This is a genomic window from Nocardia sp. NBC_01009 (assembly GCF_045208035.1).
Lineage (GTDB): Bacteria > Actinomycetota > Actinomycetes > Mycobacteriales > Mycobacteriaceae > Nocardia.
On the sequence record NZ_CP108695.1, the window covers coordinates 4047333 to 4071211 of the forward strand.

Below are 23879 nucleotides of genomic sequence, written 5' to 3' on the forward strand. Positions count from 1 at the left end.
CCGCCGCTTGTAGGCGAAGCTCGGTGGCCGCTTCTTCGACATTCCTAAACCTTCTCGGTGGCCGCTGGCGCCGACGCCTTACAAGCCCGGCAAGGTCGACATCTGGATTACCGCAGTTGTTGGCACCGCTGATCGCCGCGCCCGGATCGGGCGCGTGTTCGATGACCGCTGCCGTCACCGGGGATTGCGCGCCTCGGGCGTTGAGCCGCGCCACTTGCCCAGCGAACAGGCTGTGCTGAGAGGCCTGTATCTGGTGACCCGATCGCTGGAACCCACCGGGCGTGGTCGGGCACGATGGGCGATGCGATCGAAACGGCGTTGAACGCCTTCGCCATCGCCTTCGAAGGCCAGACACCTCTGACCGGACACCAACCAACACCGAGACCGGATCCACCGTTGATCCGAAACTCCCAGCCGCCGCAGCTTGACAGTTAGCGGAATCGGAGGTCTCTATGTCAAGAGGTGGTTGGGAGTTCGGCGTTAGGCTGGATGTTGGTATGTGCGATGAGCGTGCGAGCAGGTCGATGAGATGATGCCGGCGTAGGCCGAAAGGGGAGAGGCCCGGAGAAGCTGGTACTCGGCTACCGTGCGTTCTAGTTCGGCGGGAAGACGTCAGGGCTAGGCCATCGGGCGTGGTCTGTGTGGCAGCCGGTTTCTTTCGTCATGCGTTGCTGCGTCAACGCATGACAGCCGAGACGACCACCAAGGTCATTACAGGTCAGCCTTATAGCGTGGGCGCCCCCTCCGTCGCCTGGCAACTGCGACGTCGGCGGAAATCAGCAGTTCACCACGGGTTGCCATCGGTGTCGATGCTGTTCGAATCGCCCTGGGGGCACTAGGAAGCCGCAGCTGGCGAGCCATCTTCCGGCTCATCGTTGATCAATTCGCTGGTCGGAGTCCGCAGTGAGTCCGCAGCCTCTCCGTCTTCGTGGCTGTGTGCGTGTGGGGGTAAGGCCGCGGTGGATCGCCATCGAATCGCTACGCGCACAGGCGATTCCTGCGCAACCAAGTTCCGGGACGGCTCAATTGACCATCTCGACGGTCATCCGCTATACGAGGCAATGCCATTTGTTTCGCCAGTGCCGGGCGCTTGGAGGCTGGCAGTGGGGGTGTGTGTACAGACGAGCAGCATTTCGGCGGGTTCGCCGCCGGTATTGCGGATGCTGTGGGGGAGGCGTGCTGGGAAGTGGAGTGCATCGCCACGGGAGAGGGGGACCGTGTCGGTGTGGACGGTGAAGTCCACGGTACCGGCGAGTACGTAGAGCCATTCCTCCCCGGCGTGCCGGGCCTCGGGCGCCGATGAGTGGGGGTCCAGTGTGAGGAGTAGGGCCTCGAGCCCGGGGAAATATCCACTCAGGGTGGACAGTTGGCCGCCGGCGATCTGCCTGGATACCCGTTCTCCGCTGCGGGCGAGGTGATATGCGGTGGTTGGCTCGTCCTCGACGAGTTCGCTCAGTGTGACCCCGAAGGCGCGGGCCAGTTCGATGAGTGTTCCCAAGGAGGGCTGGCGGGCGGCCGACTCTATTCTGGACAGCTGGGTGGTGGATAGATCGACGCGACCGGCGAGGTTTGCCAGGGTCCACCCCCGTTCGCCGCGCAACTCGGCGATCCGTCGTCCAATCCACCCGGCATCTATTACGCGCTCTGACATACGACAAATCTAGCCCAAAAATCCCCGACGTGTTGCCACATGGGCAACTTGATTTACCTCTGGGGTTGACAACCGTCGGCTGACATCCGATGCTTGTCGCACACCGCCGATAACGGATCCGGCGGCTAGTGCGAGAGGTTCGACCATGGCCGCAGGTTAAGCGAAACCGACTGCGCCCCTGATTGATTCGAGATGCGCAATGGTGCGCACACCGGCATCGAACTTCGACGCCTGATCCCGGAACTGCCGCACCCGAGTCTGCGGCCGAGAGACGTCACCACCTTGTTCACCGTCGTCGGCAACGCCGACGAACCCCAACGACTGCGGCGCTGAGGCGCGAACATCACCACGCCCCCACACCGGAAGTCGGGCGGCGAGTGGCGGCCGCGGCTCACCGACCACAACGGCGTGCCACTCGTCGACTGGACCCCGCCATCGGGGCCTGAACTACCACCTACCTGAACCCCACCGAACGCGCCCCGCGCGTGCGGCGGCCCATCGCGCCCCGGCCACGGTGCGCATTACCGAAGAGATTTCCCGTGGAAGTGTTATCTAGACCGAATCATCAAGCGTCCCAAGGGCGTAACCCGCAGCGCTGGTGGATCCTGGTCGTGCTGTGCCTGAGTGCGCTCGTCCTGGTAGTCGACAATATGGCGCTGACGGTGGCGGTTCCCTCGCTGTCTCGAGACCTGCACGCGAGCGCACAGGACATTCAGTGGATCCTCGACTCCTACATGCTCGTATTCGCCGGCCTGCTGCTCACCTCGGGCAGCCTGTCCGACCGATTCGGCCGACGCCGGGTCATGATCGTCGGCCTGGTGCTGTTCGGGTGCGCATCTCTGGGGGCGACCCTGGCCGAGACACCGATACAACTGATCCTCGCGCGCATCGTCATGGGCGTCGGCGGCGCCCTGATCATGCCCTCCACACTGTCGATCCTCATTACTGTCTTCGACGCGGAAGAACGCCGCAAGGCGATGTCGGTGTGGGGTGCGGTCAGCATGCTGGGCCTGGTGGGCAGTCCGATATTGGGCGGCGCACTGATCTCCCAGTTTTGGTGGGGCGCAATCTTTTTGATCAATGTGCCGATCGCCGTCCTGGCCGTCGTAGCCGCAGTCGTGCTGATGCCGGAATCGACGGGCCCGTGGCGGCGGCCCGACCCGCTGGGCGCCGTACTGTCGGTGGTCGGCATGACCGCGCTGGTATGGACCGTCATCGAGTTGCCCCGTTACGGCATCTACAGCCCAGCCACCCTCGCGACAGCGGCCGCCGCGGTCATCGGCCTGGTGGGGTTCGTGGTCTGGGAAACCATGACACCCGATCCGATGGTCCCGCTGAGGTTGTTCCGGGATCGTGAATTCACCGGCGGCAGTCTCGCGCTCACTCTGGTCGCGGTCGGCAACGGGGGCTTGCTGCTGGCGCTGACCCAGTATCTGCAATCGGTCCTCGGTTACTCACCGGCAACGGCCGGGCTGGCGTTCATTCCGATGGCGCTGGCGTCGCTACTGTGCAACACGCTCGGTGCGAGTGTGGGCGCCCGCCTCGGTAACCGGGCACTCACCGTGGGCGGACTGATTGTGATGGCGATCGGATCGCTGCTGCTGGCCTCACTTCGCGCCGAGAGCGGCTTCGGGATGGTCGCGATCGCGCTGTTCGTGTTCGGTGCAGGCGCCGGCTTCGCCATGCCCGCGGCGGTCTCGGCATTGATGGGCGCGGTTCCCGCCGAACAGGCCGGTGTTGGTTCCGCCCTCAACGGCACCCTGTCGCAGGCCGGGGCCGCGCTGGGCGTGGCGATTCTGGGCAGCATTTTGTCGAGACGGTTCACCGCCGGTATGCCCGAGTCGGCGCCCGTGCCGGCACGGCATTCGATCGGTGACGCACTCGCCACAGCCGCCCACACTGGCAACGAAGCTTTGGCCGCCGCCGCCCGCCACGCGTTTACCACCGCCATGTCGGCGTGCTTCCTGGCCGGCGCTGCTGGGATCGCCGTCGCCGCGACCCTCGCGCTGGTTCTGCTCCGCGGCCGTACCTCAGCCGCCGCTCTGACCGACGACATCGATACGACTGCCGGTATCGGCCGCGCCGAACAGACCCCAAGCCGGGTCTTCTGATCCGCCACCCCAATTCACCCCCCACTGCACACCCAACAGATGAAGGAACAGATTGTCATGACGAACAACAGCATGCCCACGACCGCTGCGGCTTGGTCCGGGATGGTGGCGGTGGAGGACACCGCGCTGGCGGTGACCGACACCGGCGGGGCGGGGCAGGCGATCATCTACATGAACGGCGCCTACGCCAACCAGAAGCCGTGGAAGCCACTGATCGCCGAACTCGGTGCCGGCTACCGCCACATCACCTACGACAAGCGGGCCCGCGGCAAGTCCAAGACCTCCACCGATTACTCGTTCGAAGCGTGCCTGCGGGACGTCGATGCCGTCCTGGCCGCCCGCGGAGTCCAGCGCGCGATCCTGGTCGGCTGGTCCTACGGGGCGACCCTGGCCGCGCATTGGGCCGAACGCAACCCCGACCGCACCGTCGGTATGGTCGCCGTCGACGGTGCGATGCCCTACGGCCTTATCGGAGACGAAGGCCGAGAACACATCCGCAAGCTGTTCCACAAGATGTGCTGGCTGTTCCCGATCTGCCGGCCCCTCGGTTTGGCCGCGAAAATGTCGGTCGGCGAACACACCGACGTCGCCATCGAAATCAACCAGATCTGCGCCGAGATGGCCCCCACCCTCAACCGCATCATTCGCCCCGTGCGCTATGTCCTGGCCTCGGGCTCCAACCTCGGGGGCAGCGAAGAAGAAATGGCCGCCGCCCGCGCCTCACTCGACCCTGTCCTGGCCACCAACCCGCACCTGAGCATCCACGCCCAAGTCCCCAGCAACCACTCCAACATCCTGCGCAAAGACTTCCGCGCTATCGCCGACGCCGTCGGTGAGACTGCCGCGGTCCAGGACCTGGCGGGTTCGTCGAGCCGATGACCGCCGGGCCGCCCGTTCAATCGAACTTCACCACAATCGATCCCAAGGAGTACACCACCATGTCCATCACCCTGACCGACCAGGACAAGACCACTCTGCGCACCGCCGCCTACGGCGCCGTGTCGCTGATTGCCTCCGCTGATGCCACCGGCGAGCCGGGCAAGGTCGCCACGAACGGTTCCATAGCCCTGTCCTCTGCGACCGGCCCAATCGGGCACGTGCTCGCCGCGAAGTCCAAGGACATCAAACTGGAGGGCAAGTCCGTCGCCGAACTCGCCGACCAGGTGCTGCCGGCCCTGACCGCCGCCATAGGCCTGCTGAAGAAGCAGGATCCCGCCGAGGCCGACAACTTCCGCGGCACCGTCCTCGTCGCTATCGAAGCCGCCACCCAGGCTCGCAAGGGCGAGTCCACCCCCACTCTGGCCGAGATGACCCGCAAGATCACCGCGGCTCTCGACGCCGCCGTGTAGATCGGCCACGAACTCCAGTGACACGGCGAACACGAAGGCCGTTGGGCCTGCACCAAATCGAATACCATATGCAAGGAGATTTCTGATGGTACAAAGCAACAGCGGCTTCTCCGAACAAGGGCTGCGCAGAATTCGCGACGTCCTGGCACGGCATGTCGAGTCCAAGAAGATTCCCGGGCTCGTCGCCCTGGTCAGCCGAGGCGGTGAGACACACGTCGAAGCGCTCGGGACGATGCGCGCCGAGGGTGGCGTGCCGATGCGCCGGGACGCGATCTTCCGGATGGCGTCCACGTCCAAGCCGGTGACGATGGCGGGGGCGATGGTGCTGCTCGATGAGTGCCGGCTGCGGTTGGACGACCCGGTGGATCGGTGGCTGCCCGAGCTCGCCGACCGGCAGGTGCTGAAGCGAGCCGACGGCCCGCTGGACGAGACCGTGCCGGCGCAGCGGCCGATCACCGTGCGGGACTTGCTGTCCTCCACCTTCGGGCTCGGGGTGGATCTCACGTTGATGGGGTCGCCGATCATGGATGTGGTGCTGGAGCGCGCCAACTACAGCCCGGAAGCGGGGTCGGCGCCGGATCTGGACAAGTGGATGAGCCGGCTCGGTGAGTTGCCGCTGTGCTACCAGCCCGGCGAGCGGTGGCAGTACGACCTCAGCAACGATGTGATGGGTGTGCTGGTCGCCAGGGTCTCGGGTCAGTCGCTCGATGCGTTTCTGCGCGACCGCATCTTCGATCCGCTGGGTATGACCGACACCGGCTTCCACGTGCCCGCCGACAAGATCGACCGGTTGCCACCCAGCTACGCCCCGGACCCGCAGACTGGGGAGTTCATCGTGTGGGACGAGGCGGCGGACGGAAGGTTCGCCCAGCCTCCGGCGTTCCAGCATGGCGGCGGTGGCCTGGTCTCCACCGCCGACGACTACAACGCCTACTTCCAGATGCTGCTGAACAAGGGAATGCACGGCTCCGAACGGATCCTGTCCCGGTCCGCCGTCGAGCTGATGACCACCAATCGCCTCACGCCCGAACAGCAGGCCGAGCGAAATACCCTGGCCAAGAACAACGTCCATCTGTCCTTCGGTCAAGGGCAGCAGGGCGGCTGGGGCTTCGGGATGGCGGTGCGCACCTTCCGTGGCGACTACGCCTCCCTCGGCCAGTTCGGCTGGGACGGCGGCACCGGCACCACGGCCTACGCAGACCCGGAAGAACAGCTCACCGGAATTCTGCTCACCCAGGTAGGGTTGTCGATCCCGGATCCGGCGTGGCTCATCCACGACTTCTGGACCACGGTCTACCAGGCACTCGACAACTGACAGGCCCCAACGGCCGCCCGCTAAGTGACGATCATCTGGCCCGCGACAATAAACCCCGGTCGCGGGTCACCCGGCCCGATCCCTCGGGTGACGCTGCGGGGTGCTGGGCCCCACGGCGGGACAATGCCTGGGCGGCCAGGATTCCGATCAGACAGAAAACCGCAACATAGGCGGCGATTGCCATGCTGTTGACATGCATGACGAGCCACGTCGCGACGAACGGGGCGGGGCCGCCGCCGATGACGCCGGCGAGGTTGAACCCGAGAGATGCTCCGCTGTAGCGGATTTCGGGTGGGAAACTGCCCGTGATCAGCACCGGTTCCACGGCTATCATCGCGGCGCACGGCACCAGCGACAATACGATCATGATCGGGGCGCCGACAGCGGATCCGGAATCGAGGATCCTGAAGTAGGCGAAGGTGAACAACGCCACGGCGACCGCACCGGCCATGAAGACGTGCCTATGTCCGGCGCGGTCGCCGTACCGCGCGATGACCGGCATCGTCAGCGCCGCGATCACCGCTGCGAGCGATACCAGCAGCAGCAGGGTATTGCGGTCGTAGGAAAGCGTCCGCGTTCCATAGGAAAGGATAAAGGTGATGAAGATATAGACCGGAATCATCTCCGCGCTCTTGAGCAGCGCGGTCAGTACGATCTCCGGCGTCGACTCGCGAACCATCCGAATCAGCGGAGCCCTGGCGATCCGACCGGAGTGTTCGAGTTCGCGGAACTCCTCGGTTTCCGGCACACGATGGCGGATCCACAGACCTACGCCAACAAGAACGATGCTCGCTAGAAAGGGGATGCGCCACCCCCAGGTCATGAAGTCCGCTGTCGACATCCCCAGTCCCACAGCCAGAAAGGCGAGGTTGGCGACGCCGACTCCAAATATGCTCATTGCCTGCGGAAAGCTGGCCCGAAACCCCCTGCCGCCCCGGGAACCCGATTCCGTGGCAAGCAGGATCGCACCACCCCACTCGCCACCCACCCCGATTCCCTGCAGGGAACGCAGAATTATCAGCAGAATCGGACCCACGACACCGGCCGATTCGTAACTGGGCACCAGCCCGATCCCGACCGTTCCGATGCCCATCAGGATGATCGTCGCGAGCAGGGACTTCTTGCGCCCGAAGCGATCTCCCACGTGACCGAAGATCGCGGCCCCCATGGGGCGTACGAGAAATCCGACGAAGTAGGTGGAGAAGGCCAGCAGGATCCCGGTGACCGGGCTCGCATGTGGAAAGAAGAGGCGCGGGAAGACGAGCGCCGCCGCGGCGCCGTACAGCATGAAGTCGTACCACTCGATAGCCGCTCCGGCCGTGCTGGCGATAACTGAGCGTTTGATGTCGTTCTGAATCATTGTTTTTGGAACAGTAGCTGGGTGGGGTTCGCCGCGCACGCCACAACCCTCGTGACCGCCGCATACCACGCACGTTCGTGGCTCGTCGAACCCCGCCTTACCAGGGACCGCAGGTGACGGCTGAGCCGCTTTTCGGAGGGCCCTTCGCAGTGGATGGTTTGCTGGCAGTTCAGCACTCTAGGGTGCGCAGGTTCGCTGCGCAGACGCCAGCGCACTCCGAGGCGTCGGCTGCAACGGAATCTGAGTTGGCCATGCAGGAGCCGGTGCCTGAGTGATCCGCACGTTCAGCGCCATGCCGCTGCCTCATGATCAACGAGACCGGACAAGGAAGGCGATCACAGCGGAAAATCGGCTTTGACAATCAGTTGTCCCGAAAGAATCCGCTGGTCGGCGCGGTTCCCATCTATAGGTAATCCTGCCGATGACACAAACCTGCGACCCGCCTGTCCAGATCATCGCGGATCGGCCAGCCACTTCGGCGGGTCTTGTATCGCCGGGGAATTGCGATATCGGCCGAAATCGCCAGTTCACCGCTTGTGTGCGGCGGCCCGATCGGCACCAGCGACACCGACCTGATCAGGGTCGCCGGTGCCCGCTGGGCGGTCGAGGGCTGCTTCCAGACCGCCAAAACCGAGGTCGGGCTCGACCAATACCAGGTCCGCCGCTACGACGCCTGGTACCCGCACATCACCCTGGCCATGCTCGCGCACACCTATCTCGCTGTCACCGCCGCTATCTCCCCAAAAGCATTGGCAGCGGCCTCATTCCACTCACGCTCGGTGAAATCAAGCGTCTCCTGGCACACCTGATCACCCCGATCCCGAACCTCACCACCGTGCGCCGCTGGTCGATCTGGCGACGAAGACATCAACACCGCGCTAAACAGGCCCACTACCAGCGAAGACAGGCGCAACATCACGAACTGCGGCTGGAGTACTAGTACTCCAGCAGCACTTAGTTATATAAGGAGTGTCGTCGCTGGTAGTGGGCTTGTTTGGCCCGGTATTGGTGGCGTCGGCGCCAGATCGACCAGTGCCAGATCTGTTCGAGGGTCTTGGTAGTGGTGATCAGGTGTGCCAGAAGACGTCGGACTTCACCGAATGTGAGTGAGATGAGGCCGCTGCCAACACTTTTGGGGAGATAGCGGCGGTGACTGCGAGGTAGGTGTGGGCGAGCATCGCGAGGGTGATGTGCGGGTACCAGGCGTCGTAGCGGCGGACCTGGTATTGGTCGAGCCCGACCTCGGTCTTGGCGGTTTGGAAGCAGTCCTCCACGGCCCAACGTGCCCCGGCCACTCGGATCAGTTCGTCGTCGGTGGTGCCGGTAGGTGCGCAGCACAGGTGGTAGGCGATTTCCAGCTCACCTTTAGTGTTCGGTGTCAAGGCGCGCCGCGCCAGCACCCAGCGGATCCAGCCCGGCGCGGTGGTGTCGTGGTAGGTGGGAAGGGTGGCCACGGCCCAGTCGAACAGGCGTGGCCCCTTGGCGCCCTCGCCGCAGCTTCGGCGTTTCCACGCCTGTGAAGGTGCTTGTGCGACAAGGTAATCCGCGCGCGTGCTGCCCGCGGTGACGGGGATGGCCTGACTGCACGGCACCGCCACCACATAGCCGATGCGGCGGTTTTCGAGCCAGGACCGGAACTTCGAGTCCCCGCCGTATGCCTCATCGGCGGTCACCCACCGCGCCGGCACCCCGGCATCGAGCGCGCGAGCGAGCATCTGCTTCGCCAATGTTGCCTTGGTGGCGAACTCGACTTCGTCGGGTACGCCGGCCGTACGGCAGCGTTGCCGGTCCTCGGTCCACGACTTGGGCAGATACAACTCCCCGTCGATCAGCGTGCGCCCTTTTCCGGTGGTGTAAGCACAGAACACACCCAGCTGACAGTTCTCGATCCGCCCTGCCGTTCCGGAGTATTGGCGTTGCACCCCAACCGATTTCACGCCCTTCTTGAGGAAACCCGTCTCGTCCACGACTAGCACGCCATCCCGATCGCCGAGGTGCTCGACGGCATACGCGCGCACATCATCACGCACCCCGCCGACATCCCACGCCGCTCTGTTCAGCAGCCGCTGCATCCCGTCCGGAGTCCCGTCACCAGCGGCTTCGGCCAACGTCCACCCATTCTTACCCGCCAACGGCGCCAGCAGCCCCCGCACATACGCCCGCGCCCGCAACCTCGGCTCGGCCCGATAAAACCGCCCCGCCACCCGCCCGAACAGATCATCCAGCCCAGCCACCCACGCAGCCAGATCCTCATCGATCACCACAACGAAAGAGGTTACCGCACAATATAACTAAGTGCTGCTGGAGTACTAGGTCGCCAAGTTGGGCTGGGCGCGCCGCAGGCCTGCGACCCAACCGCCTGCCGCGATCAGTGGCCACAGTCAAGTGGTCGGGTTGCGGGGGATGGCACCGCGGGCGGTAGCCGGGACGATCAGGGACGCAGTCGATTTCATACCGCGATGCTTGGGCTCGACCATTTTGTGCATCGCGCCGATCCTCAGGTTTGGTCGCAGTGACTGTGCTCGCCGAATGGGTCGATACCGCGAGGTTCGACGCCGCAGCCGCGTGGCGCGCTCGTCCAGCCCGCGGGTCGACGCCGCCGTCATTCGGGTTGGCCGAAGGGTTGTTCCTCGCGCTGGTTGGCCGTGCCGCACTGGGTCGCACCCGGGGGTGAGCTTATCGGCCTCTCGCGCAGCGCAGCCGTTTGGATGGGGTTCCGGTAGTAATCGCCGAAACAACGGATATGACGGTTTCCCCTGGTAGAGGACGGTTTTCGCATTCGGGCAACCGCCCCGGCGTAGCCCGGAACCGCTCGAGCCACCTGACCAGGCGCTACCCGAAACGTCGTTGCTCTTGCGCCATTACTGCCGGAACCCCTGACTTTCACCGGCCGGCACCTCTCGCCGCCACAGGTAGCTTGCGTCATCACTATTCAGTGTTACTATCTACTAGTAGTCAGTAGCACTGAGTAGCAAGAGGAGGTGATCCGTGGGCAAGCAGATAACGGAGATGCTCAAAGGCACCCTGGAGGGCATCGTCCTGGCGATTTTGTCCGTGCGGTCCGCGTACGGCTACGAGATCACGGCATGGCTGCGGGAGCAGGGCTTCTCCGACATCGCCGAAGGCACCATCTACGCCCTGCTCGTCAGGATCGAGAAAAGGGAACTGGTCGACGTGGAGAAGGTCCCGTCGGAGAAGGGGCCGCCGCGCAAGGTGTATTCCCTCAACGCCCAGGGACGGGAATATCTCGACGAGTTCTGGAGGACCTGGAGCTTCCTCTCGCAACGGCTCGAACAGCTCCACGAAGGAGACAAATAATCATGTTCATCGAAAAGGTGATCGGCGACCTCGGCGACAAGAAGCGGTGGCGGCAGTACAAGGCGCGCAAACAGCAGCTTCCCGAGAGCTATCGCACGGCGGTCGATGCTTTCGAGCGGTACCTGATGGTCCTCGGGCCTGGGGGCGGCAGTGCGATTTTCGAGGACCTCATCGATCTGTTCGAGCAGAGCGCGGCGGACCGAACCCCGATCCGCGAGGTCGTCGGGGAGGACCCTGTCGAGTTCATCGAGGCGTTCGCGCGGAACTACCAGGAGGACTCGTGGAAAAACCGCGAGCGGGAGCGGCTGAACAGCGCCATCGAGCGCGCCGCCGGAGAGGGAAGGTAGGGCCGTTCGATGACGACACAGCATGCTCCGGCGATCCATGTGCAGGGCCTGGAGAAGTCCTACAAGGATCTGCATGTGCTGCGTGGCGTGGACTTCGACGTGGCGCGGGGCAGTATCTTTGCCCTGCTCGGCTCGAACGGCGCAGGCAAAACCACCGTCGTGAAGATCCTGTCCACGCTGCTGAAAGCCGACGCCGGGACGGCGACGGTGAATGGCTTCGACGTCGCCACGCACCCGGCGAACGTGCGGGAGTCCTTCAGCCTCACCGGACAGTTCGCCGCCGTCGACGAAATCCTCAGCGGGCGGGAGAATCTCGTGCTGGTCGCCCACTTGCGGCGCGTCGAGGACCCGGGCACGATCGCCGATGACCTGCTCGAACGTTTCTCACTGACCGACGCGGCCACGCGGAAGGTGTCGACGTACTCGGGCGGCATGCGCCGCCGCCTCGACATCGCCATGAGCCTCATCGGGAACCCGCCGGTCATCTTCCTCGACGAGCCGACGACCGGGCTCGACCCCCAGGCGCGCATCGAGGTGTGGAAGGCCGTCAAGGCACTCGCCGAGCACGGCACCACGGTGCTGCTCACAACGCAGTATCTGGACGAAGCCGAACAACTCGCCGACCGGATCGCGATCCTGCACAAGGGCCGAATCATCGTGAACGGCACCCTCGCCGAACTCAAGCAACTGCACCCACCGACCAAGGTCGAATACGTCGAGAAGCAGCCGACCCTCGAGGAGGTCTTCCTCGCCCTCGTCGGTGACGAAGGCAATGACGGCGACACCGGCAATGCCGCAGCCCCGGCATCGACGAGTAAGGGACAACGATGACCACGCAATTCTTCGGCGACACCGGCTACCTGTTGGGACGGTCCCTGCGCCACATCATGCGCAGCCCGGACACCATCATCACGACCGCGATCACACCGATCGCCATGATGCTGCTGTTCGTCTACATATTCGGCGGAGCGATCGACACAGGGACGGATTCGTATGTGACCTACCTGCTGCCCGGAATTCTGCTCATCACCATTGCTTCGGGCATCGCCTACACCGCATTCCGGCTCTTCCTGGATATGAAGAACGGCATCGTCGAGCGATTCCAGTCCATGCCGATCGCGCGATCGTCCATCCTGTGGGCGCACGTGTTGACCTCGTTGGTCGCCAACCTGATCTCGCTGGTGGTCGTCGTGCTCGTCGCCCTGCTCATGGGCTTCCGCTCCGGCGCGGGAGTGCTGGCGTGGCTCGCGGTCGCCGGCATCCTGGCCCTGGTCACCCTGGCGTTGACATGGCTGGCCGTCATCCCCGGACTGACCGCGAAGTCCCCGGACGGTGCGAGCGGATTCTCCTACCCGCTGATCTTTCTGCCGTTCATCAGTTCGGCATTCGTGCCCACCGACACCATGCCCGGCCCGGTGCGTGCCTTTGCCGAACACCAGCCGACGACCGCCATCGTCAACGCCATCCGCGACCTGTTCGCGCAGGAGCCGGTCGGCACCGATATCTGGATCGCGCTGGGCTGGTGTGTCGGCATCCTCGTCCTCGCCTACACCTTCGCCATGGTCACCTACCGCCGCAAAATCTCCTAACAGCACCGTGACCTGCCCGGCCGGGTAGCAGGTCACCCCGATATCGAAACCCTGCGCGGCCTGCTGATGGACAAGCGGATCGGGAACTCGGAACAGGCTTCATCAGCGCCTTCACCCTGAACGGCGCCACCGAGTTCGGGCCGGGAGTGACACGACGGCATGGAGCTGACGGCCGTGTTCGCCAATGACGGGGGCTGCAAATGCTTCTCGTACACCACCTCGGCAGCACCGATCGAGTGACAAGGCTTCCCGGTCGATCCGAGCGTAGGTCTTCTCCAGAAGTTTCAGTTCTCAAAAAAAGGATTACAGCGATGGTAGGCACGACATCCGGGCAGGGACACTTCGGGCGCCGGTCCCTGTTCAAGGGCGCGCTGGGTGTCGGCGCGGTCGCCGGACTCGCCGCCCTCGTCGGTTGCGGCAACGACTCCGGGAGCGGTGGCCGTGGCGGTATCGAGAACGGTGTCGAGGAGGGCTGGGGAAAGGTCGCCGACGCGTTCCGCGCGAACTTCGAGCGAAACCCCGGCGAAGTAGGCGCGGCGTGCTGCGTCTACGTGGGTGGCCGCCGTGTCGTCGACCTGTGGGACGGCCTCGCCGATCGCCCGGCGAACCGACCGTGGGGCGAAGACACCATCGTCCGGGTCGCCTCCGCGACGAAAGGCGCTACCGCGATATGCGCCCATCTGCTGGCACGGCGCGGCCAGCTGGATCTGGACGCACCGGTGGTCCGGTACTGGCCGGAGTTCGGCGCTGCCGGCAAGGAGCGGATCCCGGTGCGCTGGTTGCTGTCACACCAGGCCGGTCTGCCGATCATCGACACACCGTTGACATTCGAGCAGGCTTGCGCCTGGGACCCGGTCATCCGTGCCCTCGAGGCGCAGCCGCCGTTGTGGGAGCCAGGCACGGAGCACCTCTACCACAGCGTCACTTTCGGTCATCTGGTCGGGGAGGTCGTGCGTCGGATCTCGGGCAAGTCGCTCGGCACGTTCTTCGCCGACGAGGTGGCTGCCCCGCTCGGACTGAGCGCCTGGATCGGGCTGCCTGAGCGAGAAGAGCAACGGTTGGCTCTGATCGAGAACGCGGCTCCGTTCAGCTTGGAGGAGTTGATCGCCGGGTTGGTCGCGGCTACCGGGCTCGATGTGGACACGGTCACCGCATGGATCAAGTCCGGGTGGGGTCCGAATTCGGTCGAAGCCCGCGCCGGCTCGCTCGGCGGTGCCTTGGACAACATGGCCGACCCTGCGACCGCGTACTACACCACGCGTGCCTGGCGCGCGGCAGAGTTCCCGGCCGCGAACGGGGTCGCGGACGCGCGATCGCTGGCACGGATGTATGCCGCCACCGTGAGCGATGTCGACGGCGTGCGGCTGCTCGATCCGAAAACTGTCGAGAGGGCAACCGTCGTCCAGACCGACAAGACTCGGCTGCACGGGCTGCCGCCGGAGCTGAACATCCCGGCCGACCGCTCCTTCTACATGTCGCTCGGGTTCTGGCGAGCCTGCCCATCGCTGCCGATGGTCGGGCCGGGGTCGTTCGGCCACCCGGGCTCCGGCGGATCGATCGGCTTCGCAGACCCCGATGCTGGGGTCGGCTTCGGCTACGTCACGAACCTCTGGAACCTCCGGCCCGACGACCCGCGGGCGCCGAGCCTGGCCAAAGCCGTCCGATCCTGCCTCGGATGACGGAGTCCGGGCAGGGCCGCTCCACGCTCTACAAGCACGTGCCGGAGCCCTTCCCACCCAGTAAGCACTCGCCCGGCTCATTTCACGCACCATCCATGAACAGTTCGAGGAACCCCTTGTCATGCGCGCCTTCGAAGACACACGACCGAATGGAATAGTCGAGCGGCTGCTGGGCGACCGTCACTCCCTGCCACTGTCGGTCGTGTTGCATCTTGTCCCCGGCGCACTGATCGTCGCCGCCTACCTGCTCATCGGCGAACCGTTCGTCGAAGCCATCGGTTATCCGACCTTGATGGGCTGGGCGATCGCCCTGTGCCTGGTTCTGATACCGATCCTGTCGGGGCTGCTGTGGCTGGGCCGCAAGCGCAACGGTCGCTTCTCGCTGCGCGGCGTGCTGCACTACACCGACAAGCCGCTCCCGCGCGGGAAGCTGGTGGCGATGGTCATCCCGCTCATTGTGTGGATGATGGTGCTGAGCTTCGCGACGGCACCGATGAACACCTTCTTCCTCGAAAACTTCTTCACATGGGTCCCGTATACGGACGGCGCCGGCAGCTTCACCAAATTCCTCCACGGATACTCGCACTCGGTCGCGCTCACCACGATGGTGATGTGCCTGCCGCTGACCGGGATCTCCCTGCCGCTCATCGAGGAGCTGTACTTCCGCGGTTTCCTGCTGCCCCGCATCGCCCACCTGGGCGGATGGGCACCGGTGGTCAGCACGGTCTTGTTCTCGCTGTACCACTTCTGGTCGCCGTGGGTGTTCGTGTCGCGGGTGATCTTCATGTTCCCGGGGTTCTGGTTCGCCTGGCGGGAGAAGGACATCCGGTTGTCGATCGGGATGCACGTCGGCGTGACCTCGATCCTGGCGACGCTCGGCGCCATCGCTGTTGCGCTGAACCTCATCTGAGACTCGGCACGTCGCCATACGCCGCAAGTGTTCCTGCGGATCGCTGAGGAAGACCTGCCGATGCCCGAGCCACTGGAGCCTTATCGCCGACTTGATCGCCCAGCGCCGCAATACGGGACCGCCACCAACCCCCACCTCGCCCTGGCTGTTCCCCGGTCAGCGCCCCAGCCGTCCGATTACGACGAGCCGGCTCCGGGAACGGCTTCGCAGCATGGGCATCACCGGCACCAGTCGGGTCGCGGCCTTCAACGAGCTTCTGCGCGAGATCTCCGCGCCAGTCCTCGCCGACCTCGTCGGCTGCCACCCGAGATTTGCCGCGGAACGCGCCTCGGCCCTCGCGAGCGACTGGGCCGACTACGCCGCAATCCGAGCCCGCCCGTCACCCACACGTCCATAGCGTTGCTCTACAAGCACGTGCGCTGGGCGCTGGTTCCGGAGGCTTCGACAACTTCCTGACCCAGCTCGAACACCGGCTCGACTGTGAACTTGTGTTGCTGCCGTGCGTCTCCGAAGCCGGAAGTCGGCGGCGCGAACGTCCGAAGACCTGCACTTACACATCACCGTTACACTGTTACTAGCGCTAAGGATTTTCATTGAAAGGCTCGATCATAGCGATGCTCGGCATCGCTACTGCAGCGGTAATCGGCCTGACTGCCGCCACCGCGACCGCTGATCAGATAGCAGACAAATCTCGCGTCATCAGCACCGAGGACGGCTGGGAATTGCGGATCAGCAAGACCGCGGAAGACGTTCAACGCGTACCCAATCTGGCCGCGACACCATTCAGCCGGGAAGGGTTCGTCACGTTGTCGGCGGCAGCCGATATCAGTGGCGAGGGCCGGGTCGCGGTAAACGCGGGGGCGGTGCAGCTGGGATACCAGATCGGCTGCCAGGCTGATGTGTCCAACGGTCTTACCGTCGGAATGTCTGCGGCGATCGGCCCGAACGCCATGGTGACTGTCGCCCCCTCGCCCGGTGTCGCAGTCGGAGGCAGCGCGCTGGTCTTGCCGAACATGTCGACATCCGTCAAGCCTGGCACCATCAGCAGCATCACGCTCGGCACGAAAGCGCTTGCAGGGGCGCATGGTTCGGTCGCCGTCGATCAGGTGCAGATCAAGATCGATGCATGTGCAGGCGCGGTCAGCCTGCGCTCGTTCGCGACCGTCTCGATATCCACAGATACGGCCGACAATTCGGTCGCGGTCTACGGTGACCCGATATGGCTGTGATCCAGATGCGGGGGTGGCGGCGTTGGATCGCACCGGCCGGTGCGTCGGTTTCGCTGATCATTGCCGCGGCCACCGCCTCAGCCGAACCTATTGTTCCGGCGGGTCCGACGTCGACATGCGGCGAATCACATGGCGCGGCGGCGGCTCCCCCGTGCGGCACCGGCAACGCTGCCCCGCAGGCGCGAGGCGGGCCCGCGCTGCCGCCACCTTCCCTGCCACTGCAGATGCTGGCGCCCCCGCCTGCACGGTCGGCACCAAGCACGAATACGCCTGCTGGTGCGCTGGTTCCGCCCGCACCAGGTCCACGCGGAAGCACACCGATCGTGCCCGCCGAGTAGGCCACCGACCGTAGCTCGGGGCCGGATAGCGGTGACCACCTGCCGTAGTTCGCTGGCGACCGGCGCTTGCAGCGCCACTAGCGTCACTGCGGCGTGTCCGCAGTCATCTCGCATGGTGTCGAGTTCGCGGCGCATGTCGATGGCCTGGGCGGCCGATTCCAAGTTGGCGCGCAGCAGTGCGGTTGCGAGGGTGGTGTGGTCGTGCAGACACATCGCGTGCAGCTGTGTAGCGAGCTGATCGAGGTTCTCGTGGAAGCGAGTCCGCATTCCGCGTTCCTCGTGGTCGCCCGCTTGCGTGAGGAGGCTCGCGAAGGTAACGGCCCGAGGCAGGCCGCGGCCCTGAGCCTGCGACATACCGGTCCGACCGTTGCGGCGGCGGGTGTCATCCTCGCGGGTACTTTTGCCTCGATGATGTTGGCGGGCAATAGCGTGCTCGCCCAGATGAGATTCGCCATCTCGGCCGGTATGGCAATCGCCGCTTTCGTCATGGCTATGTTCTTCACTCCGGCCGTCACCGCGCTGATCGGGCATGGCGCCTGGTGGCCGGGTCACGGTGATACCCGGCGGAAGTCGCAGCAGAGTAACTATCGAGAGCCGGTGCGGATGAGCTGATCTCGATACCGAAGCCGGGCCGTCCTTGCGGGCGGCCCGGCTTCGGTTCATTGCGCCCAGCCCGCATGATCGGTCCAGGCCCGGCTGGACCAGATCGACCGCCCCACCGCTATCACATTGACGACCGGATCCTCGAACGAGAATTTCCGCCGCTTCGACACCGCCCTGTCGCAGCTCATCGATATCAACCAGTAGGCCTTCGATTCCTCAATCTCCGATGGCCTGCATACCGATCGGCGGCCGGCCAGATCTGCTGCCTACGGTGGCACGGTCGTGGTCACGGTACTGATCGGCGCAGGGATGCAATCGAGGCTGGCCGAATATGTCGCCAAGGAGACCTTCCCGGCGATCTCGGCGATTACGTTGGGGGGCTGGATGGTCATGGCGATGTGGTTGATGAAGTAGATCAACACCGCCAGGTCGAGGACCAGCGAGGCGATCGATACCGTGGTCGAGATGTGCGGCACGAACTCCGGTCCGATCGATACCGGCGCGGCGATCGCGTAGACGAAGCTCGCGACGAAGGTGCCGAGGGTGAGCTGGGTGCCGCGATCGCGAATGAAGTTGCGCAGCATCCGCGGACCGAACTGGGTCGAGGCCAGGGTCAGGGCGATGATCGTGATCGAGAAGACCACGCCGACGCCAGTGATGATCGCCGCGGTGATGGCGGTGAGGATCTGCCGGGCCGCGTCGGGTGTGCCGCCGATGATCCAGGTCGGGATGGTGAGGGTGCCTCGGTAGACGGCGCGGTCGAGCGCATAGGTGACCGAGAAAAGCGCAACGGCTGCAAGCACTTCCAACGTGGGGATGAACCACAGATTGGTGCGCAGCGCCTCGCGCCGGCGGTCGGATTCGAGAAATAGGCCGGGCATGACATCTCCTGCGGGTGTCGCCGACGACGAAACGGCCCGGCCCGGCAATTCGTATTGCCGGGCCGGGCCGTTCGATCGGCTGCGGATGACTAACCGCGGAACGGGTACTTGCTGTCGAGTTCGATGTTCAGTTCGACCACGTTGACGCGAGGTTCACCGAGGAAGCCGAGGGTACGGCCGTCGGTGTTGGCCTCGACCAGCGCACGCACCTGGTCTGCGGGGATATTGCGGGTGCCTGCGATTCGTGCCACCTGGATGGCCGCGTACTCGGGAGAGATGTGCGGGTCCAAGCCACTGCCACTGGCAGTGATCGCATCGGTCGGGACGGGTGTGTCGGTGGATGCGTCGCCGAAGATCGGGACTATCCGGCCGATCGAGTAGTCCTCGCCCGGCTCGGCGCATTCGACTCGGACGCCCTTATAGGTGTCCAGGAACGGGGTGGTAGGGCATGCCTCGTTGACGCTGACGACCTGTACCGGCTGCGAGACCTCGCCGTCGGCGTCGCGCGGGCCGATCACCGAGAGCACTGCACCCACACCGTCTTTCGTGCAGAACGGACGGCTGCCGTCGACCCCCTCACGGTCGGCGACTGCCTTGCTGCGCGAGCACACGGTGGACAGGAGGCTCGGCTTCACGTTCGCCGGATCGCCGTCCAGGGTGTCCACGATGCTCTCGGGGCCGAGGTTGGACGCCGCAGTGGACAGCGGGTCGTAGCCGTCGCCGGCCGCCGACGGGCGGCTCTGGAAATACTGCACCAGCGCGTTGCCGTCCTTGTCGGTGAACGACTGCCCGATGATGCTGGAGCCCACTGTCTTTCCGTCGACGGTGATCAGCGAGCCCTCGGCTTTGTCGTGCAGGCCGGGCAGCTGAGCAACCGCGAAAACCACCAGTGGATAAACGATTCCGGTGATCGCGGTGAGCACGAGCAGCGCACGCAACGCGGCTACGTGCTGCCGGATCCAAGTTGACATACGCATATCAGGACATCCCGGGGAGGAGTTGGACGACGAGGTCGATGAGCTTGATGCCGATGAACGGTGCGACGATGCCACCGAGGCCGTAGATGGTCAGGTTGCGGCTCAGCAACTTTGACGCGCTACTCGGTGTGTAGTTCACGCCGCGCAGCGACAGTGGGATCAGCGCGATGATGACGAGCGCGTTGAAGATGACCGCCGACAGGATCGCCGACTGCGGGCTGGCCAGCCGCATAATGTTGAGCGCATCCAGGCCGGGGAACAGCGCGATGAACAGCGCGGGCAAAATCGCGAAGTACTTGGCGATGTCGTTGGCGATCGAAAAGGTGGTCAGCGCACCGCGGGTGATGAGCAGCTGTTTGCCGATTTCCACGATCTCGATGAGTTTGGTCGGGTCGGAATCCAGGTCGACCATGTTGCCGGCTTCTTTGGCTGCCGATGTGCCGGTGTTCATCGCGACACCTACGTCGGCTTGGGCGAGTGCGGGCGCATCGTTGGTGCCGTCACCGGTCATCGCGACCAGTCTGCCGCCGTCCTGTTCCTTCTTGATCAGTGCCAGCTTGTCCTCGGGTGTGGCTTCGGCGAGGAAGTCGTCGACGCCGGCTTCGTCGGCGATCGCTTTGGCGGTTAACGGGTTGTCACCGGTGATCATGACGGTGCGGATCCCCATGCGACGCATTTCGTCGAAGCGTTCCCGCATGCCTTGTTTGACGACGTCCTTGAGGTGGATGACGCCGAGCAGGCGGGCGGTGCCGTCGCTGACCTCGCCGACGACCAGCGGGGTGCCACCCGAGGCCGAGACGCCGTCGACGATCACGCCGACTTCGCTGGGCACGTTGCCCCCTTGTGCGCGAACCCATTCGATCACCGCGCTGGCCGCGCCCTTGCGCAGCTGGTGCCCGCCGGACAGGTCAACCCCAGACATGCGGGTCTGCGCGGTGAACTCGACCCAGGTCGCGCCCTTGAGCTCGCCGGGGGTGCGCTCACGTTTGTTGAACGCCTGCTTGGCGTACACGACGATGGAACGACCCTCAGGAGTCTCGTCGGCCAGGCTGGAAAGCTGTGCCGCGTCGGCCAGCTCGTCGTCCGAAATGCCTGGCATCGGAACGAACTCCGAAGCCTGCCGGTTGCCAAGGGTGATGGTGCCGGTCTTGTCGAGCAGCAGGGTGTTGACGTCGCCGGCGGCCTCGACGGCGCGGCCGGACATGGCGAGCACGTTGCGTTGCACAAGCCGGTCCATGCCCGCGATGCCGATGGCCGACAGCAGTGCGCCGATGGTGGTCGGGATGAGGCATACCAGCAGCGAGACCATGACGATTCCGGTGATGCCGTGCACATCGAGTGCCGAGGTATCCGGCACACCGGGGTTGTTGGCTTTGGCGAAGATCGCCAGTGGCTGCAGGGTGACCACCGCGAACACGAAGATGATCGTGAGCGAGGCGAGCAGGATGTTCAGCGCGATTTCGTTGGGCGTCTTCTGCCGGCTGGCGCCTTCGACGAGGGCGATCATCTTGTCGATGAAGCTTTTGCCGGGCTCCTGGGTGATCTTGACGATGATGCGGTCCGACAGCACGGTGGTGCCGCCGGTTACCGCGGAGCGGTCGCCGCCGGATTCCCGGATGACCGGGGCGGATTCGCCGGTGATGGCCGATTCGTCCACCGACGCAATGCCTTCCACGACATCGCCGTCACCCGGAACGATCTGACCTGCTTCGACGACTACGTAGTCGCCGCGTTGCAGCTCCGGTGCGGCGACACCCTCCTCGACGACCTGGCCGCCGGGCGTCCAGTCCACCAAACGCCGTGCGACGGTGTCGGTCTTGGCTTTACGCAAGGTGTCGGCCTGCGCCTTACCGCGCCCCTCGGCCACCGCTTCGGCGAGATTGGCAAAGATGACGGTGAGCCACAGCCACACCACGATCGCCCAGGCGAAGAAGGTGGGATCGGTGATCGCGAGAACGGTCGACCAGACGGCGCCGATCTCGACGATGAACATCACCGGGTTTTTCCACATCGTGCGTGGGTCGAGCTTGCGTACAGCGTCGGGCAGCGAGCTCAGCAGCATCTTGGGATCGAGCGCGCCGCGCGGGACGCGGCCGGACTTGTGTTCCAGCTGCTTCTTCGACTCGCTGAACTCGTCCGGAACGCTGGTGATTTCAGTAGTGGGCGTGGTCATTTCAGTGGATTCCTTCAGCGAGCGGCCCGAGTGCGAGTGCGGGCAGGAAGGTCAGCGCGACCAGGATCACGGTCACGCCGACGACCATGCCGACGAACTGCGGCCGGTGTGTCGGGAGTGTGCCGATCGACTCGGGGGTGGTGCCCTGCTGGGCCAATGCACCTGCGAGCGCGAGGACGAAGATCATCGGCAGGAACCGCCCGAAGACCATGGCCAGGCCGAGCGCGGTGTTGTACCACTCGGTATTTCCGGTCAGCCCGGCGAAGGCGGAGCCGTTGTTATTGGCCGCGGACGTGAAGGCATACAGCACTTCCGACAGTCCGTGCGGCCCGGTGTTGGCCATGCCGGCACGTTCGCCGGGCAACGCCATGGCGACCGCCGTGCCGACCAGCACGATTAGCGGGCTGATCAGGAAGTACGATGCGGCGAGCTTGATCTCCTTGGGGGTGATCTTCTTGCCGAGGTATTCCGGTGTGCGACCGACCATCAGGCCCGCGACGAAGACGGTGATGACCGCGAGGATGAGCATGCCGTAGAGGCCGGAGCCGGTACCGCCGGGCGCGACCTCACCCAGTTGCATGTTGAACATCGTCATCATGCCGCCGAGGCTGGTGTAGGAGTCGTGGAACGAATCGACCGCGCCGGTGGAGGTCAGCGTCGTGGCACCGGAGAACGTCGCGGAATCGGCGACACCGAAGCGGGTTTCGACACCCTCGAGTGACGCGCCGATCGCGGTGGGTACGGTGCCGTGGTGGGCGAGCTGGAAGATATTGCTCAACGTCACGCTGATGGAGGCGATGATGCCCATGACCGCGGCGATGGCGTAGCCCTGCTTTTTGCTGCCGACCATGCGCCCGAAGGTGCGTGGCAGCGAGAAGCTGATCACCAGTAGCAGGAAGATTTCGATCCAGTTGGTCCAGGTGGTCGGGTTCTCGAACGGGTGCGCGGAGTTGGCGTTGTAGAAGCCACCACCGTTGGTGCCGAGTTCCTTGATGACCTCTTGGCTGGCCACCGGGCCGCCGGTGATGGTCTGCTCGGTGCCGTTGAGTGTTTGCGCGACCTGATCGTGCAGGTGGAAGTTCTGGATCACGCCACCGGCGACCAGCACGATCGCGAAGACGAAGGCGATCGGCAGCAGGATGCGGATGGTACCCCTCACCAAGTCCACCCAGAAGTTGCCGAGATCGCCGGTGTGCCTGCGCGCGAACCCACGGACCAGCGCGACCGCAACAGCCATACCGACGGCCGCGGAAACGAAGTTCTGGACCGCGAGACCGGCCATCTGCACCAGGTGTCCCTGGGTCGACTCACCGGAGTAGTTCTGCCAGTTCGTGTTCGTCACGAAGCTGATGGCGGTGTTCCAGGCCAGTGCCGGGGTCATCTCCGTGCCGGGATCGTTCAGGTGCAGCGGCAGCTTGCCCTGGATCAGCTGGAAGAAGAACAGGAACAGCACGCTGACCGCGGAGAACGCCAGCACACTTCTGGCATATACACCCCAAGTCTGCTCGACCTCGGGCTGGACGCCGATCGCTCGGTAGATAACGCGCTCCGCGCGGGAGTGCCTCTTGCTGTTGTAGACCCGGAACATGTAGTCGCCGAGCGGTACATGTACCAGCGCGAGCGCGATGATCAGGGACGCTAGAAAGGCGATCCCCGCGGTAGTCGTGTTCACCTAGAACCTCTCGGGGAAAAGAAGAGCTGCGACCATGTACACCGCAACGAGGACGGCCAGAATCAGACCGATCAGGTTCGCGGTCACAGTTTTTCCACCCCCCGCTGGATGAGGCCCAGCAGCGCGAAGATCGCCACGGTGAGCACCGTGAACACCACGACAGACATTTTTACAACCTCCATTGGCGCTCCTTCATGGAGCGCGACAGGGTGAGTCAAGCGGGCATTCGAGGACTTCGCCGGGCTCCTTTACGAGTTCCTAGCGCCTCGTTGATGAGGATTGACGTTTCGCTTACAGATACGCCCGGTATGGGTGAAAGGATGCCGTCAAGGTCAGCGGGCAAGGCGTTAACACACCGTAAAGATCGAGATCGCTAC

General features: G+C 64.6%; 24 protein-coding genes and 1 pseudogene. 16 read left to right on the plus strand and 9 right to left on the minus strand.

Annotated elements, in window-relative coordinates; genetic code table 11:
- Positions 1–178: 178 nt before the first annotated feature.
- Positions 179–369, plus strand: a pseudogene (locus OHA42_RS18040) (IS256 family transposase); the annotation flags it as partial.
- 673 nt (positions 370–1042) lie between these two features.
- On the opposite strand, the gene OHA42_RS18045 reads toward OHA42_RS18040, so the two are convergent.
- Positions 1043–1651, minus strand: coding sequence for a helix-turn-helix domain-containing protein (locus OHA42_RS18045; RefSeq protein ID WP_406238569.1), 609 nt, complete (start codon positions 1649–1651; stop codon positions 1043–1045).
- A 192-nt stretch (positions 1652–1843) separates the two neighbouring features.
- Between OHA42_RS18045 and OHA42_RS18050 the strand changes: the two genes are divergently transcribed.
- From OHA42_RS18050 to OHA42_RS18070, 5 genes are all read left to right on the plus strand, one after another.
- The gene (locus OHA42_RS18050; RefSeq protein WP_406238572.1) at positions 1844–1984 is read left to right on the plus strand and encodes a hypothetical protein; all 141 of its coding nucleotides are present in this window, start codon (positions 1844–1846) and stop codon (positions 1982–1984) included.
- A 152-nt stretch (positions 1985–2136) separates the two neighbouring features.
- Positions 2137–3762, plus strand: coding sequence for an MFS transporter (locus tag OHA42_RS18055; protein ID WP_406238573.1), 1626 nt, complete (start codon positions 2137–2139; stop codon positions 3760–3762).
- A 57-nt stretch (positions 3763–3819) separates the two neighbouring features.
- On the plus strand, positions 3820–4641 hold the full coding sequence (locus OHA42_RS18060) for an alpha/beta fold hydrolase (RefSeq protein ID WP_406238575.1): 822 nt from the start codon (positions 3820–3822) through the stop codon (positions 4639–4641).
- A 59-nt stretch (positions 4642–4700) separates the two neighbouring features.
- Positions 4701–5111 carry a hypothetical protein gene (locus OHA42_RS18065; RefSeq protein ID WP_406238576.1) on the plus strand — a complete coding sequence of 137 codons (411 nt, stop codon included), beginning with the start codon at positions 4701–4703 and terminating at the stop codon, positions 5109–5111.
- 85 nt (positions 5112–5196) lie between these two features.
- Positions 5197–6426 carry a serine hydrolase domain-containing protein gene (locus OHA42_RS18070; RefSeq protein WP_406238578.1) on the plus strand — a complete coding sequence of 410 codons (1230 nt, stop codon included), beginning with the start codon at positions 5197–5199 and terminating at the stop codon, positions 6424–6426.
- Positions 6427–6457: 31 nt separating this feature from the next.
- On the opposite strand, the gene OHA42_RS18075 is transcribed toward OHA42_RS18070, so the two are convergent.
- Positions 6458–7786, minus strand: a complete 1329-nt coding sequence (locus OHA42_RS18075) for an MFS transporter (protein WP_406238580.1) — start codon at positions 7784–7786, stop codon at positions 6458–6460.
- 536 nt (positions 7787–8322) lie between these two features.
- On the opposite strand from OHA42_RS18075, the gene OHA42_RS18080 reads away from it, so the two are divergent.
- On the plus strand, positions 8323–8595 hold the full coding sequence (locus OHA42_RS18080) for a hypothetical protein (RefSeq protein ID WP_406238582.1): 273 nt from the start codon (positions 8323–8325) through the stop codon (positions 8593–8595).
- Between the two features lie 258 nt (positions 8596–8853).
- Here OHA42_RS18080 and OHA42_RS18085 read toward each other — a convergent pair whose 3' ends face one another.
- Positions 8854–10044 carry an IS701 family transposase gene (locus OHA42_RS18085; RefSeq protein ID WP_406239447.1) on the minus strand — a complete coding sequence of 397 codons (1191 nt, stop codon included), beginning with the start codon at positions 10042–10044 and terminating at the stop codon, positions 8854–8856.
- A 730-nt stretch (positions 10045–10774) separates the two neighbouring features.
- Between OHA42_RS18085 and OHA42_RS18090 the strand changes: the two genes are divergently transcribed.
- From OHA42_RS18090 to OHA42_RS18130, 9 genes are all read left to right on the plus strand, one after another.
- Positions 10775–11104 (plus strand): PadR family transcriptional regulator, encoded by a 330-nt coding sequence (locus OHA42_RS18090; RefSeq protein WP_406230307.1) that lies wholly within the window; start codon positions 10775–10777, stop codon positions 11102–11104.
- Positions 11105–11106: 2 nt separating this feature from the next.
- On the plus strand, positions 11107–11451 hold the full coding sequence (locus tag OHA42_RS18095) for a DUF1048 domain-containing protein (protein WP_406230306.1): 345 nt from the start codon (positions 11107–11109) through the stop codon (positions 11449–11451).
- Positions 11452–11460: 9 nt separating this feature from the next.
- Positions 11461–12282 carry an ABC transporter ATP-binding protein gene (locus OHA42_RS18100; RefSeq protein WP_406230305.1) on the plus strand — a complete coding sequence of 274 codons (822 nt, stop codon included), beginning with the start codon at positions 11461–11463 and terminating at the stop codon, positions 12280–12282.
- Entirely contained in the window at positions 12279–13040 is a 762-nt protein-coding gene (locus tag OHA42_RS18105; protein WP_406230304.1) for an ABC transporter permease, read from the plus strand. The genes OHA42_RS18100 and OHA42_RS18105 overlap by 4 nt, the downstream gene beginning before the upstream one ends.
- Before the next feature lie 311 nt (positions 13041–13351).
- The gene (locus OHA42_RS18110; protein WP_406238584.1) at positions 13352–14719 is read left to right on the plus strand and encodes a serine hydrolase domain-containing protein; all 1368 of its coding nucleotides are present in this window, start codon (positions 13352–13354) and stop codon (positions 14717–14719) included.
- A gap of 121 nt (positions 14720–14840) precedes the next feature.
- On the plus strand, positions 14841–15629 hold the full coding sequence (locus OHA42_RS18115) for a CPBP family intramembrane glutamic endopeptidase (RefSeq protein WP_406238586.1): 789 nt from the start codon (positions 14841–14843) through the stop codon (positions 15627–15629).
- A 211-nt stretch (positions 15630–15840) separates the two neighbouring features.
- Complete coding sequence (locus OHA42_RS18120) at positions 15841–16026, plus strand: hypothetical protein (protein WP_406238588.1); 186 nt, start codon at positions 15841–15843, stop codon at positions 16024–16026.
- Between the two features lie 196 nt (positions 16027–16222).
- The gene (locus OHA42_RS18125; RefSeq protein WP_406238589.1) at positions 16223–16858 is read left to right on the plus strand and encodes an MspA family porin; all 636 of its coding nucleotides are present in this window, start codon (positions 16223–16225) and stop codon (positions 16856–16858) included.
- Between the two features lie 431 nt (positions 16859–17289).
- Positions 17290–17808, plus strand: coding sequence for an MMPL family transporter (locus OHA42_RS18130; protein ID WP_406238591.1), 519 nt, complete (start codon positions 17290–17292; stop codon positions 17806–17808).
- A gap of 257 nt (positions 17809–18065) precedes the next feature.
- Here OHA42_RS18130 and OHA42_RS18135 read toward each other — a convergent pair whose 3' ends face one another.
- The 6 genes from OHA42_RS18135 to OHA42_RS18160 all read right to left on the minus strand — a co-directional run bounded on the left by OHA42_RS18135 (position 18066) and on the right by OHA42_RS18160 (position 23684).
- Positions 18066–18680 carry a DUF2254 family protein gene (locus tag OHA42_RS18135; protein ID WP_406238592.1) on the minus strand — a complete coding sequence of 205 codons (615 nt, stop codon included), beginning with the start codon at positions 18678–18680 and terminating at the stop codon, positions 18066–18068.
- Positions 18681–18769: 89 nt separating this feature from the next.
- Positions 18770–19657 (minus strand): potassium-transporting ATPase subunit C, encoded by an 888-nt coding sequence (locus OHA42_RS18140; RefSeq protein ID WP_406238594.1) that lies wholly within the window; start codon positions 19655–19657, stop codon positions 18770–18772.
- Between the two features lies 1 nt (position 19658).
- Positions 19659–21830, minus strand: coding sequence for a potassium-transporting ATPase subunit KdpB (kdpB, locus tag OHA42_RS18145; protein WP_406238596.1), 2172 nt, complete (start codon positions 21828–21830; stop codon positions 19659–19661).
- A gap of 1 nt (position 21831) precedes the next feature.
- Entirely contained in the window at positions 21832–23502 is a 1671-nt protein-coding gene (gene kdpA, locus OHA42_RS18150; RefSeq protein ID WP_406238598.1) for a potassium-transporting ATPase subunit KdpA, read from the minus strand.
- On the minus strand, positions 23503–23589 hold the full coding sequence (locus OHA42_RS18155) for a potassium-transporting ATPase subunit F (RefSeq protein WP_406239449.1): 87 nt from the start codon (positions 23587–23589) through the stop codon (positions 23503–23505).
- Positions 23586–23684: a potassium-transporting ATPase gene (locus tag OHA42_RS18160; protein WP_379067582.1), complete on the minus strand. Its 99-nt coding sequence runs from the start codon at positions 23682–23684 to the stop codon at positions 23586–23588. Before OHA42_RS18160 ends, OHA42_RS18155 begins: the two co-directional genes overlap by 4 nt.
- Positions 23685–23879: the final 195 nt, after the last annotated feature.

Coding starts and splice junctions, on each gene's coding strand:
- OHA42_RS18045 (WP_406238569.1), bottom strand. CDS start 1,651: ATGTCAGAGCGCGTAATAGATGCCGGGTGGATTGGACGACGGATCGCC.
- OHA42_RS18050 (WP_406238572.1), top strand. CDS start 1,844: ATGCGCAATGGTGCGCACACCGGCATCGAACTTCGACGCCTGATCCCG.
- OHA42_RS18060 (WP_406238575.1), top strand. CDS start 3,820: ATGACGAACAACAGCATGCCCACGACCGCTGCGGCTTGGTCCGGGATG.
- OHA42_RS18065 (WP_406238576.1), top strand. CDS start 4,701: ATGTCCATCACCCTGACCGACCAGGACAAGACCACTCTGCGCACCGCC.
- OHA42_RS18070 (WP_406238578.1), top strand. CDS start 5,197: ATGGTACAAAGCAACAGCGGCTTCTCCGAACAAGGGCTGCGCAGAATT.
- OHA42_RS18075 (WP_406238580.1), bottom strand. CDS start 7,786: ATGATTCAGAACGACATCAAACGCTCAGTTATCGCCAGCACGGCCGGA.
- OHA42_RS18095 (WP_406230306.1), top strand. CDS start 11,107: ATGTTCATCGAAAAGGTGATCGGCGACCTCGGCGACAAGAAGCGGTGG.
- OHA42_RS18100 (WP_406230305.1), top strand. CDS start 11,461: ATGACGACACAGCATGCTCCGGCGATCCATGTGCAGGGCCTGGAGAAG.
- OHA42_RS18105 (WP_406230304.1), top strand. CDS start 12,279: ATGACCACGCAATTCTTCGGCGACACCGGCTACCTGTTGGGACGGTCC.
- OHA42_RS18110 (WP_406238584.1), top strand. CDS start 13,352: ATGGTAGGCACGACATCCGGGCAGGGACACTTCGGGCGCCGGTCCCTG.
- OHA42_RS18115 (WP_406238586.1), top strand. CDS start 14,841: ATGCGCGCCTTCGAAGACACACGACCGAATGGAATAGTCGAGCGGCTG.
- OHA42_RS18120 (WP_406238588.1), top strand. CDS start 15,841: ATGGGCATCACCGGCACCAGTCGGGTCGCGGCCTTCAACGAGCTTCTG.
- OHA42_RS18135 (WP_406238592.1), bottom strand. CDS start 18,680: ATGCCCGGCCTATTTCTCGAATCCGACCGCCGGCGCGAGGCGCTGCGC.
- OHA42_RS18140 (WP_406238594.1), bottom strand. CDS start 19,657: ATGCGTATGTCAACTTGGATCCGGCAGCACGTAGCCGCGTTGCGTGCG.
- kdpB (WP_406238596.1), bottom strand. CDS start 21,830: ATGACCACGCCCACTACTGAAATCACCAGCGTTCCGGACGAGTTCAGC.
- OHA42_RS18160 (WP_379067582.1), bottom strand. CDS start 23,684: ATGGAGGTTGTAAAAATGTCTGTCGTGGTGTTCACGGTGCTCACCGTG.